This is a genomic window from Streptomyces alboflavus (assembly GCF_000716675.1).
In the GTDB taxonomy this organism is placed as follows: domain Bacteria; phylum Actinomycetota; class Actinomycetes; order Streptomycetales; family Streptomycetaceae; genus Streptomyces; species Streptomyces alboflavus.
On record NZ_JNXT01000011.1, the window covers coordinates 83,184 to 97,153 of the forward strand.

12 protein-coding genes are annotated in these 13,970 nt (G+C 69.1%); 6 read left to right on the forward strand and 6 right to left on the reverse strand.

The window, feature by feature from the left end:
* Nucleotides 1–12 precede the first annotated feature (12 nt).
* Together OO63_RS11065 and OO63_RS11070 are read right to left on the reverse strand one after the other, a co-directional pair.
* Entirely contained in the window at nt 13–1,671 is a 1,659-nt protein-coding gene (locus tag OO63_RS11065; protein WP_030359677.1) for a tyrosine-type recombinase/integrase, read from the reverse strand.
* Nucleotides 1,668–2,366, reverse strand: coding sequence for a helix-turn-helix domain-containing protein (locus OO63_RS11070; RefSeq protein WP_030359678.1), 699 nt, complete (start codon nt 2,364–2,366; stop codon nt 1,668–1,670). Before OO63_RS11070 ends, OO63_RS11065 begins: the two co-directional genes overlap by 4 nt.
* A gap of 95 nt (nt 2,367–2,461) precedes the next feature.
* On the opposite strand from OO63_RS11070, the gene OO63_RS11075 reads away from it, so the two are divergent.
* The 5 genes from OO63_RS11075 to OO63_RS11095 all read left to right on the forward strand — a co-directional run bounded on the left by OO63_RS11075 (nt 2,462) and on the right by OO63_RS11095 (nt 8,184).
* Nucleotides 2,462–2,701, forward strand: coding sequence for a hypothetical protein (locus OO63_RS11075; protein ID WP_030359679.1), 240 nt, complete (start codon nt 2,462–2,464; stop codon nt 2,699–2,701).
* A gap of 230 nt (nt 2,702–2,931) precedes the next feature.
* Nucleotides 2,932–4,272, forward strand: a complete 1,341-nt coding sequence (locus OO63_RS11080) for a DUF3631 domain-containing protein (RefSeq protein WP_030359680.1) — start codon at nt 2,932–2,934, stop codon at nt 4,270–4,272.
* A gap of 422 nt (nt 4,273–4,694) precedes the next feature.
* Nucleotides 4,695–5,543: a DUF2637 domain-containing protein gene (locus tag OO63_RS11085; protein WP_030359681.1), complete on the forward strand. Its 849-nt coding sequence runs from the start codon at nt 4,695–4,697 to the stop codon at nt 5,541–5,543.
* 335 nt (nt 5,544–5,878) lie between these two features.
* Complete coding sequence (locus OO63_RS11090; protein ID WP_030359682.1) at nt 5,879–6,457, forward strand: MobC family plasmid mobilization relaxosome protein; 579 nt, start codon at nt 5,879–5,881, stop codon at nt 6,455–6,457.
* The gene (locus OO63_RS11095; RefSeq protein WP_030359683.1) at nt 6,454–8,184 is read left to right on the forward strand and encodes a relaxase/mobilization nuclease domain-containing protein; all 1,731 of its coding nucleotides are present in this window, start codon (nt 6,454–6,456) and stop codon (nt 8,182–8,184) included. The genes OO63_RS11090 and OO63_RS11095 overlap by 4 nt, the downstream gene beginning before the upstream one ends.
* A 176-nt stretch (nt 8,185–8,360) precedes the next feature.
* On the opposite strand, the gene OO63_RS11100 is transcribed toward OO63_RS11095, so the two are convergent.
* Nucleotides 8,361–9,890, reverse strand: a complete 1,530-nt coding sequence (locus tag OO63_RS11100) for an amino acid permease (protein ID WP_030359684.1) — start codon at nt 9,888–9,890, stop codon at nt 8,361–8,363.
* Between the two features lie 42 nt (nt 9,891–9,932).
* Nucleotides 9,933–10,787 carry a hypothetical protein gene (locus OO63_RS11105; protein ID WP_033264018.1) on the reverse strand — a complete coding sequence of 285 codons (855 nt, stop codon included), beginning with the start codon at nt 10,785–10,787 and terminating at the stop codon, nt 9,933–9,935.
* Between the two features lie 275 nt (nt 10,788–11,062).
* On the opposite strand from OO63_RS11105, the gene OO63_RS11110 reads away from it, so the two are divergent.
* Nucleotides 11,063–11,923 carry a hypothetical protein gene (locus tag OO63_RS11110; RefSeq protein WP_030359686.1) on the forward strand — a complete coding sequence of 287 codons (861 nt, stop codon included), beginning with the start codon at nt 11,063–11,065 and terminating at the stop codon, nt 11,921–11,923.
* Here OO63_RS11110 and OO63_RS11115 read toward each other — a convergent pair.
* Together OO63_RS11115 and OO63_RS11120 are read right to left on the reverse strand one after the other, a co-directional pair.
* Nucleotides 11,911–12,768: an aldo/keto reductase gene (locus tag OO63_RS11115; RefSeq protein WP_030359687.1), complete on the reverse strand. Its 858-nt coding sequence runs from the start codon at nt 12,766–12,768 to the stop codon at nt 11,911–11,913. The genes OO63_RS11110 and OO63_RS11115 overlap by 13 nt on opposite strands.
* On the reverse strand, nt 12,702–13,898 hold the full coding sequence (locus OO63_RS11120) for a JmjC domain-containing protein (RefSeq protein WP_030359688.1): 1,197 nt from the start codon (nt 13,896–13,898) through the stop codon (nt 12,702–12,704). Before OO63_RS11120 ends, OO63_RS11115 begins: the two co-directional genes overlap by 67 nt.
* Nucleotides 13,899–13,970 lie beyond the last annotated feature (72 nt).

A 13,970-nucleotide genomic window follows, 5' to 3' on the forward strand; every position in this document is an offset into this window, starting at 1 on the left:
CCGCTCGGGGACCTACTTCTTGGGCTTCCGGCGTTTGGCCTTCTTGTCGGCCTTGGCCTGGGCTTTCGCCCTGTTCTTCGGCTTGCCGCCGTCGCCCGTGCGGGGCTTCTTTGCCTCCGCCTTCTTTGCCTTCGCCTTCTTCGCCGCCTTGCGGGCCGCCTTCTCCGCCTCGGCTTTGCGCTGAAGCGGGACCAGCTTTGCGGTCGCCTCGGCGGCGCTCTTGCCGACCTGGGGCAGGACGCTCTGGTAAATGTCCCGTGTGATGCGGGTGTCGCTGTGCCCGAGCGTGTCCGACACGATCTTGATGTCGATGTCGGCGGCCAGCATGAGGGTGGCCGCGCCGTGGCGCAGGTCGTGCAGCCGGATCGGTGGGAGGCCGGAAGCGGTGACGAGCCGCTCGAAGAGGTCGGTCACCTTGCCGGGGTGGAGCCAGGAGCCGTCTTCCTGGGTGAAGACGTGCCCGGTCTCGACCCAGGCTGAGCCCCACTCCGCGCGGTCCGCGTCCTGCTGCTCGCGATGCCGCTTCAGCACGGTGACGGTGTCGTCGTCGAGCGCGACCACGCGGTAGCCGCTATCAGTCTTGGGGTCGGATGCCTCGACCTCCCAGCCGTCCTGCACGAGTTGGGAGGACACGGTGAGGGAGTGGGTGTCGAGGTTGGTCTCCGACCACGGCTGACCGCACGCCTCGCCACGGCGCAGGCCGCGGAAGGCGATCAGGTGCCACATCGCGTACAGCCGGTCTTCGGCGACGAAGTCGAGGAAGGCGCCGGTCTGTTGGGGCGTCCAGACCATCACGGGCGATGGCTTCTCGCCCGTCTGCTCCCACTTGGCGACCCGCTCGTCCGTCCACACCAGGGCCTTCGGCTTGCGTACGGGGTCGATCTCGACGTGGGCGGCCGGGTTGAACGTGATGATCTGCTGCCCGATCGCGTCGTTCAGGGCCGCGCGCAGGGTGGCCTTGGCGTGCTGGCGTGTGGCGGGGCCGGTGATGCGGCGGAAGGGCGGCATCTCGTCGATTGCGGCCTTCATCGCCTTGCGGCGGGCGCGGTGCTCCGCGCCCTTCCACGGGATGGTCGCCAACTCGTCGATCGCGGCTCGCCGTTGGGCGTTGTCCTCCAGGACCTGGGCGTTAGCGTCTCGGATGTCCGTGAACATCTCACTGAGGTGGCTGACTCGCAGCCGGTCGAGGCGCCGGTTGCCGATGCGCGGCTTCAAGTGCACGCGGATGTCGGTCTCGTAGCGGTTCAGGCCGGACTTGCGTATGCGCTTGCCCGCCAGCCACCGGTCGAGGTACTCGCTCACGGTCAGGCTGCCGATGAGGTCCTGGCCGGCGTTGAGGCGCCGCCGGGTCTCCTCGACGTCAGGCAGAGCCGTCCGCTCGCGACCGACCTCCGCCAGCATCTCGGCGATCAGCTGCGTGCCTTCGGGGTCGTCAGCCTCGGCGAGTCCGAGCAGGGCGCGTATGTGGTCGAGGTCTGCCTGGGCTGCCTTGAGGCTGCTGTACCCGCTGCGCGAGAAGGAGCGCCGACTGCCGTCCTCGCGGGGTGGCAGCTCTTGGCGTACGGCGTAGGAACAGTGGTTCTTCCTGCTGCGCTTGGGGCAGGAGGTGCCGAGTTCCTTACCGGTCTTGGGGTCGCGGCAGGAGCAGCGGCGGTAGGTGGAGCCCTTCAAAGATCAATCTCCTCAGTGGTGTTGGGGTCGGTTCCGGGTGGGTCGACTTCGGCGGCGAGGTCGGGCCACAGGAAGGGAGGCGTGATGCCGTCCTTCCGGATGAAAGCGCGGACCCTGCGCAGGCGGCCCTTGGCGTCCTCGGCCGCCTCGGCGGCACGGGCCTGAGTACGGAGGGCCTCGGCCTTCCGGTCGGCGTTCGCCGCGGTCTCGGCCTGATAGCGCGCGTACTCCTCGTCGCGCTGCGCGTTGCGGAGCTGCTCCACGGCGGCGTGGTGGGCGCGGAAGTAGCGCAGCATGTCGTTGTCTGCGCCGAGCTCGGCACCCTCCCCGGTGAACCAGCTCAGGGCGTCCAGCGTGGAGGTGGGGTGCTGGAGAGGGAGGCGCTGTACCTCGTCGATGTAGCCGACGGGATAGATGAGGCAGATGGGGGGCGTGTTCAGGGCCTGGGCCAGGACCATGACGTCGACCAGGGGCAGGTTGGAGCGGCGTCCAGACTCCATGTTGGCGATCACGTTGCGGGGGATGGGGTGGCCGATCTCCTCGCACTTGTCGGCCAAGTCCTGTGCGCTCCAACGCAGTTCCTTCCGTCGTCTGCGAATTTCGGCGGCCACGGTGGCCATGACCTGGTCCGCCCATTCGAGGACGTCGTCCTCGTCGTCCTTCTCGTATCCATGGTCCGAACGGTGTTGTGTCATGAGGACACAGTAGCTCGCCTAGCGTTGATATCAGGGCCGGGAGACGTACGCGATCGTCGTGTTCGCCGAGGGCTCAGTCATGGATGGACGTGCGTATGCGAGACAACGAAACCGTCGGCCGCGAGACCGGCGTGAAGGGGATGACGCGGGGCGAGCTGCTGGAGCTTCCCGCCGCCGTTGACCTGGAGACGGGCAACCGGGCGTTGGGGCTGGGGCGGAGCAAGGGGTACGAGCTGGCGAAGCGCGGCCAGTACCCGTGCAAGGTGCTGCGCCTGGGCAACGCCTACCGGGTGGTGACCGCCGACCTGCTGGCCCTGCTGGGGCTGGCCGCGTGAGCGCGGCCAACTGCAGCGAACCGTTCTGCGCTGAGCTGACACGAAAGCCCTGGACTGTGTCCGGGCGTGGACGTACTGTCCGTGGTCCCTCGCGGTGGCTCAGCGCCCGCGAGAAGGGGGAGAGCCCCCGGCGGGGTAACGCCGGAGGCCCGATGACTCCCCATCAATCCCATGTGAACCGACCCGGCGGCCAGGGCGTACGAGCCCGCAACCGCCAGAGGAGCTGCCGAGTGCAACCCGAGAACCCCGAGCCCTATTCCGCCCCCGCCCAGACGAGCTGGTCCGCAACGGCCATCCCTGGCCAGCCGGGCGCCCACCTGCGCACCGCACAGACCGGCGACGCCCATCCGGACCTGAGCGATGACGCGGCCGCCCGCAGCGGCGACGAGGCGGATGCGACGAGCGGGCTGGAGGCGATACCCGATGCGGAACCGACGATCGGCTCGAAGCTGCTCGATGAACTGCGTGCACAGATCGCCCAGTTCGTGATCCCGCCCTCGCAGGAGGCGCTCGATGCGATCGTCTTGTGGGTGGCGGCGACGCATCTGCAGCCCGCGTGGCAGCACGCCCCGCGCCTGGCAGTGGTGGGGCCCGCGAAGCGCTGCGGCAAGTCGCGGCTGCTGGACGTGCTGACCGAGACGGTCCACGATCCGATGCTGACCATCAACACCACGCCAGCGGCGATCTTCCGCTCGATCGACGAGGACAATCCGCCCACGCTCCTGGTGGACGAGGCGGACACCATCTTCGGCACGCCGAAGCAAGCGGAAAGGAACGAGGAGACGCGCGGCCTGCTCAACGCTGGTCACCAGCGGGGCCGGTACGTGACCCGGATCGTCGGCAACGACCACACCCCGCACAAGTTCGCTACCTTCGCCATGGCGGCCATCGCGGGGATCGGCGACCTGCCCGACACGGTTATGGACCGGGCGGTGGTGATCCGCATGCGGCGCCGAGCCGAGGGCGAGAAGGTCAAGCCCTTCCGCTCCCGCCGCGACATCCCTGCCCTGCACGAGCTGCGCGACCGCATCCACGCGTGGGCCAGGCCGCTGCTGGTTGAGGCCGCGAACCTGGAGCCGGAGATGCCGGTCGAGGACCGCGCCGCCGACACCTGGGAGCCCCTGGTCATCGTCGCCGACCTGGCAGGCGGATGCTGGCCTCGCCTGGCGCGGGTCGCGTGCGCGCGGATGGTCGCCGCCGAGGCGGCAGCCGAGGAGGATCACCCCAGCGGGGCGCGGATCCTCGCCGACATCCGCCGCGCCTTCGTGGGCCGGGGCGAGCCCGAGAGCCTCTCCACCGAGGAACTCCTCTACCTCCTGCGCCAGGACCCCGAAAGCCCGTGGGCGGAGTGGGGACGCAGCGGACTGACCGCCCGCGGGCTCGGCGCGATGCTGCGCGAGTTCGGCATCAAGCCCGGCAACGTCCGGGTGGCCGACGGAACCCAGCGCAAGGGCTACATGCGCAACAAGTTCCTCGACGCCTGGCGCCGCTACTGCCCCACCGTCCATTCAGTGGACACCCCGTCTGTCCCTTCTGGGGACACCCGGCCTGCTGCCCTCGACGAGGGCTGAGCCCCACACCCGCCTCCGGTTGCCGTACTTGCCGTCCGTGCCGTGATCTCGCAGGTCACACGGCATACCGGCAAGACGGCAGCCGGGGCCAAGACGGCAAAGCGATCATGACCGGCGCGCTGCCCACCCAAGACGCTGCCCAGATCCGTCTTGCGCCGTCCTGTGCGTCTGTGCCGTATCGCCCCAGGTCACAGACCTGTCAGTCGAGACGGAAGGCGCAACGCCGCTGTCCCGACTCGGGACACGGCCAATCCGAGGCCGGGCGCGTCAGGACGTACCGCTCTTGTTCCGACTCGGAACAAGACCTCGGCGGCTGCCGCCAGGACGGAGAGCCGAGGCGGTTGCCGTACCCGCTCTGACCTGCGCTTGCAACGGCCAAGACTGCCAAGACGGACCACGCCACCACCCCAGGAGTACACCGCTTGACCACCATTCCCATCTCCCCGCCACCGCCCCACGAGCCGCCGAATGACCGGCCCGGCGAGGGGCAGCCGGCGAAGACCAAACGCGATGCTGGGCACTACGCGCTCCTCGCAGCGGGCGTCGGCATCGTCATTCTCACGGCCTGTGCGTTCTGGCTCTCCTACGCGCATCTGGCCGAGGTCGCCGGGCAACACGGGCTGGGAAGCTCGCCCTTGCGCCGCTGGGCCTGGCCCGCCACCCTGGATGCGTTCATCGTGGTGGGCGAACTGCTCATGCTCCACGCGAGCCTGCGCCGCGTCACCGACCGATGGGCCATCGCTCTCACCGCCGTCGGCTCGGTCGGCTCCATCACGCTCAACGTCTTCGGGGCCAGCGGCACCCGCGACCTCGGCGACGTACCACTGCTCGACTACGTGGTCGCCGCGGTGCCTCCGACTGCGGCACTGCTGGCCTTCGGTGCCCTCATGCGGCACATCCACCGGCTCGTCGACCGCACCGACTCCAACTCCGACCAGGCGGACGAAACATCCGTCCAGGGGCCCGCACCAGCTACCGCATCCCCTGACTCTGGCGACCTCCCGCTCGCTGCGACTGCCGGGCGGACGGAACTCCTGCCCCAGGATGCGGAGAGCAAGGCGCGCGGTGGCCGCCCGCCCAAGGCCACCATCAAAGAGCTGGCGGATATCGGTCGGGCCGCCGCTCACCAGCACGGCAAGCTCACCCGGGGCCTGCTCCGAAAGGCCGTGAAGGAGCGGAACCTGACGCTCGGCAGTGAGCGCCAGACCGAGGTGATGGACCTTCTCCGGCCGGAACTCGAAGCCGCCGGGATCGAGGTCTCCAAGCGCTGACCGTGACCTGGCCGGGTGACCGGAACCCTTCCGGTCACCCGGCCCGAACCCGGCGCTGCGCCCTGCTTGTCCACACCTGTGGATAGAGCGATGCCCGCACCGCCCAGCTCACCGGCCCCATACCTCCGCCCGCCCATCCGATCTTCTCCGGAGCACCGCCCATGACGCGCGACCCGCACCACCCCGAGGACTCCCCGGACGAGCCGTTGCCGCTGACGAAGTCCCCTACGCTGATGGGGCGTTTGCGCCGCGCGTTCGGACGGGCTGCCCCTGGCGGAGCCAGTAGTACCCCGAGTCCGACTCAAGGCCGGATCTCGGGGACCTCCGCCCCAGGGGTGGCGGAGGAGGCCCAGCGCCAGGGGGCGCCGGACCAGGAGGTCCGGGCCGAGGGCGGCCCCGACTCGGACACGCTCCACGCCGCCCAGCGCGAGATCCTCCGCCCCGTACGTGAAGACGTTGCCGCCGCCGGCGAGCCCGTCGTGAAGAGCGCACAGCCCACGATCCGCCGCTTCACTGGTGACAAGCGCATCGAGCGCGTCGGCCCTCTCCGGTTCCTCGAGGAAGAGCGCACCCTGCTTCAGGAGACGGCCGCTGAGCACGGCTACAAGGGGGAGTCCGGTTTCGCCGCCGACGTGGTCCTGGCCTTCATCACCGGCCGGTTCACCGCGAACCTGCCACTGTCCGAGGACCGTCGCCGCACCCATGTCTTCCGTGCTCAGGTCCTGCGTCAGCTCAACCGGATCGGTGCGAACGTCAACCAGATCGCCCGCGCCCTCAACAGCGACTACACCCCACCCGACATACGCCAGCGGCTGACCGAACTTGAGCAGTTGCTGGAGCTGATCGCCGAGGCCCTGCGCCAGCCCGCCAACCCGGAAGAGGAGACCCTGGGAGCACGAGAGATGTCCGCGTGATCGCCGCCATCAAACCGGCCGGGTCCAACACTCGCGGCCTGCTCGCCTACCTCTACGGTCCCGGCCGCCAGGACGAGCACCTCGACCCGCACATCGTCACCGGCTTCGCAATGCTCGGTATGCCCGACCCCGGCCGCGACGAGAACGCCACCCTCACCAAACTCGCCCGCTACCTCGACGAGCCGGTGCGACTGCGCAACAGCGAGTTCGGCCAGCCGGTCACCGACCATGTGTGGCACTGCCCCGTGCGCGCCGCACCCACCGACCGCTACCTCTCCGACGCCGAGTGGGGCGAGATCGCCCAGCGCATCGTCGAAGCGGCCGGCATCGCGCCGCCCGGAGACGACCTGGCCTGCCGCTGGATCGCCGTACGCCACGCGGACGACCACATCCACATCCTCGCCACCACCGTCCGCGAGGACGGCCGCCGCCCCAAACTCCACGACAGTGGCCTCCGCGTCGGTGACGCCTGCCGTGAGATCGAAAAGGACTACGGGCTCAGGCAGTTGAAGAAGGGGGACCGCACCGGAACCCGACGCCCCAGCCAGGCAGAGATGCACAAGGCCAAGCGCCTCGGCTGGGAAGTGCCCAGCCCCGAATGGCTCGAAGCGCGCATCCGTGCCGCCATCCCCCACGCCTCCAGCGCCGAAGAACTCCTCGCCTACCTGGAAGCCGACAGCATCCTGATCAAGGCCAAGCGCGGCCCGTCCGGCGATCTCCTCGGCTACGCTGCCGGGCGTCCCGGCGACGTCAACGACAAGGGCGAGCAGATCTACCACCCGGGCAAGAGGATTGCCCCCGACCTCACCCTGCCCAAGCTCAAGGCCCGCCTGGAAGCCGTCGTGCCGGAGGAACACCCCACGGCCCGCCGTAACAAGCCCGCCACCCCCTGGCAACAGGCCACCGACGCCCTAGACCCCCTCCACACCGCGTTGACGGAGGCTGACGGCGACAGCGGGGATGCACGGGCTCAGGCTCACGTCGCTGCCCTCGGCGAACTGATCGAGGCCACCGCACAGCGCGCCCCCGCCGACCTGCGGGCCGAACTCCAAGCAGCCTCCAAGGCGTTCGCCCGCGCCCAGCGCTCCCAGATCCGAGCGGAAGACCGCGCCGCCGATGCCCTACGCGTTGCCACCCGCGACATCATCCATACCGCCACCGGCCCGGACGGCAGCGCGCTGGCCGCCCTGGTTGCAGCCCTCGTCTGGTCGGCGATCCTCTCCAGGCGCTGGCACGAGGCCAGGCAGCACGCTCACCAAGCCGACGCCGTCGGCCAGGCCCTCCACCACCTCCAGGCCGCCGCCGACCACGCCATGGGCCCCGTGCTCACCGAACTGGAACGCCGTCTGCCCAAGGAGCAGGCCCGCCTCACGCTGGCCAGCGACGTGCGCGCCGCCGTCCCCGACCACGCCGCCCGCATCCTCGCCGATCCCAGCTGGTCAGCCCTGGCCACCGTCCTCGCCGAGGCTGAAGCCCGCGGCCACAAGCCCCACCAGCTCCTCACGGAGGCCGCCGCACAACGCGAACTGGACACCGCCCGCCGACCCGCCCGTGTCCTGATCACCCGCATCCAGCACACCAGCCGTAACCCCGTACGCAGCCGCGTCGCCGAAGCAGCTCGCCGACGCACGACCACAGGGACATGGCCTGACAGCGGGCCGACTCCCGCACCGCAGCCGACCACACCTTCCCCCGCTTCAGGACGCACCAGCCACCCCCGGCGGTAGCCGACCGGCTGCGAAGGGGCCCGCCCGGAAAGGGACAGCCCTCTTGCCCCGTCTCGGGGCAAGAGGGCTGTCCCTTTCCGGGACGAGTAAGGCTGCGGAAACCGTCTGACTTCGCGGTCTTGCCTGTTCAGAGACTGAACCGACCGGCCCCGCATTGGCATGGTCCGCGGCGATGACTACGAGCGAGCCGCTTCTCGTCCATGGGTACGATCGCGCTCGGGGCTGGTGTTGCGAGGGTGGGTCGGGTTGAGGAACCACTTGCGGGCCGAGGCCAGCCACCAGGCGCCGCAGAAGGCGACGACGACGCCGACCGCGATCGGCGCGTAGTTGAACGTTTTCGCGGTGACCGGGGAGCTCTGCGGCAGCATGAACAGCACCGTGATCACCAGGACCCACACGACGGCGATGGTGCCGACGAGAGTGGACCAGGAGCCGAGGTGCCAAGGGCCACGCTCGAACCGCTCCCCCTGACGCAGCCGCAGGAACGTCGGGATCACGTACGCGAAGTACAGGCCGATCGTCGCGATCGAGGTGACAGCCGCGTACGCGGTGCTGTTCCACAGGTAGGGCAGGCCCAGGACGAATGCGCCTCCGGTGGCCAGCCAGACAGCGTTGGCAGGGGTGCGGGTGGCCGGGCTGAGCTTGTGCCACGTCCGGGAGAACGGCAGGGCGCCATCACGGGAGAAGGCATAGATCATGCGGGAGTTGGCGGTCACCGAGGCCATGCCGCAGAACAGCTGGGCCACGATGATGACCAGTAGCAGCCACTTGCCGGCCGCCGCGCCGAGCGCGTCCATAAGGATCTGTGCTGGGGGTACGCCCGTACCGGAGTCGAGGGCGCCGTCGTAGGACTGGATGGCGTAGGTGAAGCCGAAGAGTAGGACGAACCCGGCCGCGAGGGATACGAGGATGGAGCGGACGATGCCCTTGGGGCCGGCGGTGGAGGCGTCGATGGTCTCCTCGGTCATATGGGCAGAGGCGTCGTAGCCGGTGAAGGTGTACTGCGCCATCAGCAGTCCGAGCAGCACCACGTAGATGCTCGACGAGAAGCCGGTGTTGTTGACGAACTCGCCGAACATGAAGTGCGTCGACTGGTGGTGGTCAGGGACGAGCACCAGGGCACCGCAGATGACGACGACGCCGAGGATGTGCCACCAGATGGACACCTCGTTGAGGATGGCGACGATGCGCACACCGAAGGTGTTCAGCACGCCGTGCAACACGAGGATGATCCCGAATAGCGTGATTGTGTGCCCCGGCGTGGCGTCGAAGCCGAACTGCAGGTCCAGTAAGGCGTTGAGGAAGGTGGCCGCGCCGAAGTCGATGCCCGCGGTCACGGCTATCTGCCCGAGGGTGTTGAACCAGCCGGTGAACCACGCCCATGCCGCAGCCGACCGATTCGGGGCCATGCGATGCGCCCAGAAGTACAGGCCCGCGCTGGTGGGGTAGGCGGAGCAGACCTCGGCCATGGACAGGCCGACGAAGAGGGTCATGAGGCCGACGAATAGCCAGCCCCACATGATGACCGCGGGGCCGCCGGCGTTCATGCCGTAGCCGTACATGGTCATGCAGCCGGACAGAATGGAGATGATCGTGAAGCTGACGCCGAAGTTCGCGCGGCCGGACATTGAGCGCGACAGCGTCTGCTGGTAGCCGAGTTGCTTGAGGCGTTCCTCGTCGGAGACGCGGGAGACGTCAAGAGGCATGGGGGTTCCGTCCTTCGTAGGTGAGAGGGATGGTTCGGGTGCTCAGTGGCTTCGGCGCCGCGGCGGGCTGTAGGCCCAGCCGCGGTGCCGCAGGAAGAGGTCGCGGGCCTGACCGCAGTACGACCACGGCACCTGCGTGGCGTACGGGCCGATCGCGTCGAAGACCTCTAGGGCCTCGTGGTGGCGGTTCGCGAACGACAGTGCGTGGGCGAGGTAGTTGGCGTCATCGGCGAAGCAGGCGTGCGGGCGCGGGGCGCGGTAGCGCCACCAGCGCTCCAGCACCAGGTCGATCTGCGGGCACTCGACCCAGGGGTGGATCGTCAGGCCGTAGGTCCGCTGGTCCTGCTCCAGACGCGACCGGTGCGCCTCCGCCAGGACGACCAGGGGCAGCACGGCGATCGGCAGCCCCTGGGGAGCGGTTGACGCCTGCTCGTCGGCCCACCACGCCGCCTCACCCTGCCTGCCGTGATGGTGGGAGAACAGGAAGGTGACGACCTCGTGGTGCGCCTCGCGGTTCCACGGGTCACGCTGCTTGATCTCCTCCCACACCCAACCCAGCGTCTTCCGGTTCGGGGCGTGGGTACGCAGTAGCGCGAGCATGACAACCAGCGGGGCGACGTCCTGCGGCCATGCCTCCAGCGCAGCGCGGCAGGTCGCCCACGCCTCCTCCATCAGCACCCGGCCGCCGCCCTCGCGACCGGTGATCATCGCCCGCAGAGCCTGCACATTCGCGAGGAGAGCGAGGGCGTGCGGTGAGCGCGGTTCGGCCTTGGCCCAGGTGTCGGCGAACCTGAGTCGAGCCCCAGCCTCGGCGAGGACCTGGAGACGGAAGATCCGCCGGTCCCAGTCCGCCCCCGTGGCGGCCAGCAGGTCGCGAGGGCTCTCCCAGCGGCCCATCGAAGCATCTTCAAGGACACGCCGAAGTGCGTCGTCATCCCTCGCCGGATGCGTGTCGAGAGAGAACTTCGGTCTCACCTTTTGTCACCCCGGCCAGCAGCCGCATGCCCCGGCCTCGGCATGAACAGGTCGCGCCTCGTAACGTGGCGAGTTACCCCAACCGTGCGCATCACGCAGGTCAAGCGTTCACGGCCTCGTCGGCTGTCGTGGCCTGCTCTCACCGCATTGACCGAGATCGGCCTGGGTTCCGTTGCGACGGTGCTACGGTCGCCCGCATGACGCTCTCGGCACCTTCGGCGCGCGCCGTTGACTTGCGGGTTGAACCGGTCGACAACGTTCTCGATCACGTAGAGCGATCCCTTCAAGTCGAGCTGGATCGGGACACAGTGGTGCGCAAGCGCCGCTCGGTCGGAGCGCGGACGGACCGGCGGACGTGGATCCGCATCGAGAGGCGCGGGCTCGACAAGATCGGCATGCAGGGCTGGAACGGCACCGAGTGCGCCGCCCGACTGGAAGGCATCGCCCAGCCCACCTGGCGGGGGTGCGTGGTCTGGCGGGGCGCGGACGAGCCCGTGATGTGGCGGGCCGACGAGACCGAGCTTCTACCGAGCGCGCCCATCGGCAACGCGATCCTCAGCGAGGACCCGAAGCTGCCGGACTCGTGGTGGCAGGCGTTCAACGCCTCGCTGGACGCGCTCGCGGCCCAGCACACGGGGCGCGTCGCCACCCCGGACACGGTCACCATCACGCAGGCTCTCGTCACCGAAGCCGTCCGCAGCCTCTCTCCCACCGACGACTTCGACACGATTGTTGAGCACTGGGTGCCCGCCCACGCGGACCTGAACTGGGCCAACATGACCGCGCCGACGTTCTCCCTCTTCGACTGGGAGGACTGGGGCAACGCGCCACGCGGCCTGGATTCCGCCTCGCTGTGGGGCAGCTCCCTTGCCGTCCCCGCTCTGGCCGATCGCGTACGACATGAACGGCGCCACGACTTCGAAAGCCGGGACGGCAAGCTGATGACGCTCTTCACGTGCTCGAAGATCCTCGGACCGGACGCGCACCCGCAGGACCCGCGGTTGGAGCCCGCGCGTCGCATGGCGGAGCAGGTCATCGCGGAGCTTCAAGCGGGCTGACCACGCGATCGGGTACGGATGAGGTCCCGGTACTCGCGGACGGCCTGCTCGTCCACCTGGCTGGCCAGGGCGCCCATCAGTTCGCCCAGGTGAGCGGGCTCGTCCGTGCCCACGGCCATGGTGCTGACTCGCGGAAGGCAGTACGCCGTTCGGAAGGCGGCCTGCACATGGGAGAGCCCGTCGCCGCCCCGGAGGAAGACACCGGGGTTGATCCTGTCCCACACCGGGGCGCGGGTACTGCCTCCGAAGGGGCTCATCCCCCAGGCGCTGTCGCTGCCGAGGCCCCAGGCCGTGGCGACGGCATCCGCGGCGTCGAGGGTCTTGGTCCCGACCAGCAGACCGGCGCGGACCATGAGAACCGAGGGCTGCGGCAGGGCCACGTCGACCAGGTCAACCAACGGCGAGGGATCCCAGGACGCGACGCCCCAGCCACCGCACAGCCCCTTCGATGTTGCTATGTCGAGTGCGGCGCACGCCTGAGCCAGGACGTATCGGCTGCGGGGCGCAGCTCCTTCGAGGCTGTGTTCCGGGTTGTGCAGGAAGACCAGGTCTGGCTCCCGCCCAAGATCCTTGACCGCCTGCTCCACGGCTACGTGCAGCCGCGCCGGGTCGAGGGAGTGCTCCGCCCTGTCCGACCCCGGGAAGTAGCCCACCTTGGTGGAGAGCGTGAGCTTCGGCAGCAGATCGCCCGCCACCCGCGCCAGAACCTCATGCGAGCGAAAGCCCAGGTAGTTGGAGCTGGTGTCGAGCGCGGTGACGCCGAGGTCCAGCGCGCCGGTCAGGAGACGGCGCTCGTGACGAGACCGGTGTAACCCGAGGACAACTCGGGGGTCAGTGTCGCGCATATCTCCTCCTTCACCAGGATCTCGGCGACCTCCACGGCCTCGGCACCGACGACAGCAGCCGCCTGGTCGAGGGGGACCGGCCTGCCGCTCAGCAGCAGACGCAGTGCGGGCAGGGCCTTGGCCGCCAGGGTGAGCCTTTTGCCCGAGGCCAGGACGTCGACGGTGTCGCCGTTCTCCTTGATCTCGGGGCGGAAGCGGGTGGTGCACACCACGGCCTCCAGCGGGCCGAGGACGTCCAGGTAGGGCACATGGCGGGGCAGTGTCGTCTGCTGCTCGTAGGCGGACAGGAAGTCGGCCGGTGAGCGCTCGCCGACCAGTTGGACGGCGGCCTCGGTCAGGGCGTCGCTGCTGGCTCCAGGGGTGCGATCCAGGTCGTGCCGGAAGATCTCCCGCTCGCGGCACCAGTCGGCCAGCCACGCGAGCCAGCTCGCTCCGGTGCGTTGGGTGATGCCGAACGTCACGTGGAGGCTCTTGCCCGAGCCGATGCCGGTGCGGGTGGCCCGGTGCCAGTGGCCGCGGGGGATGTGCATGATGTCGCCGGTCCGCATGATGCCGGACCAGACGATCTCCTCGCTCGGGGTCGTGTTGGGGTCGGCGTCTCGGTAGAGGGGAGCAGTACGGGAGGTCCCGCGTACCTCCCACGCCTTCTCGCCCGCGAGCTGGACGATCACCACATCATGGTCATCCCAGTGCAGTGGGAAGCCCGAAGCATCGTTCGTCGTCAGGTAGGCGTTGACCTGCACCCGCTCATGGGACCACCACTGCAGTGCGCGGCAGGCGACCTCCATCGTCGGGTCGAAGACGTTGAGCTGATCGAGGATGAGCGTGGCGCCCTCCCCCACCAGCCGACCGAGGCTGCGCATGTTGACCGTGGGGATGCTCTGACCGCGAGGACTGACGACGTCGGTGTAGTAGATGGCCGGATGGACTTCCTCGCCCTTCTGGAAGCACCGGAACTGCGGGCGGTTCAGGCTCCTGCGCATCACGATGTCGAGCAGCTGGTTCGGAGTCAGGATGCGGGCGGCGAGGGCGGGGTCGCTCATGCTTCCCCGGGCGAATTCCTTGCCGAGTTCACCCGGCCCGTTCCACCCGAGCGCCGCCTCGATGGCGTTGATCAACTGGTGTTCCATTACTGCCTCCTCATGAGGTTCGACCATGTGGTGCAGGTGCGGCAGGGGCGAGGGCAAAGCACCGCACTCGCC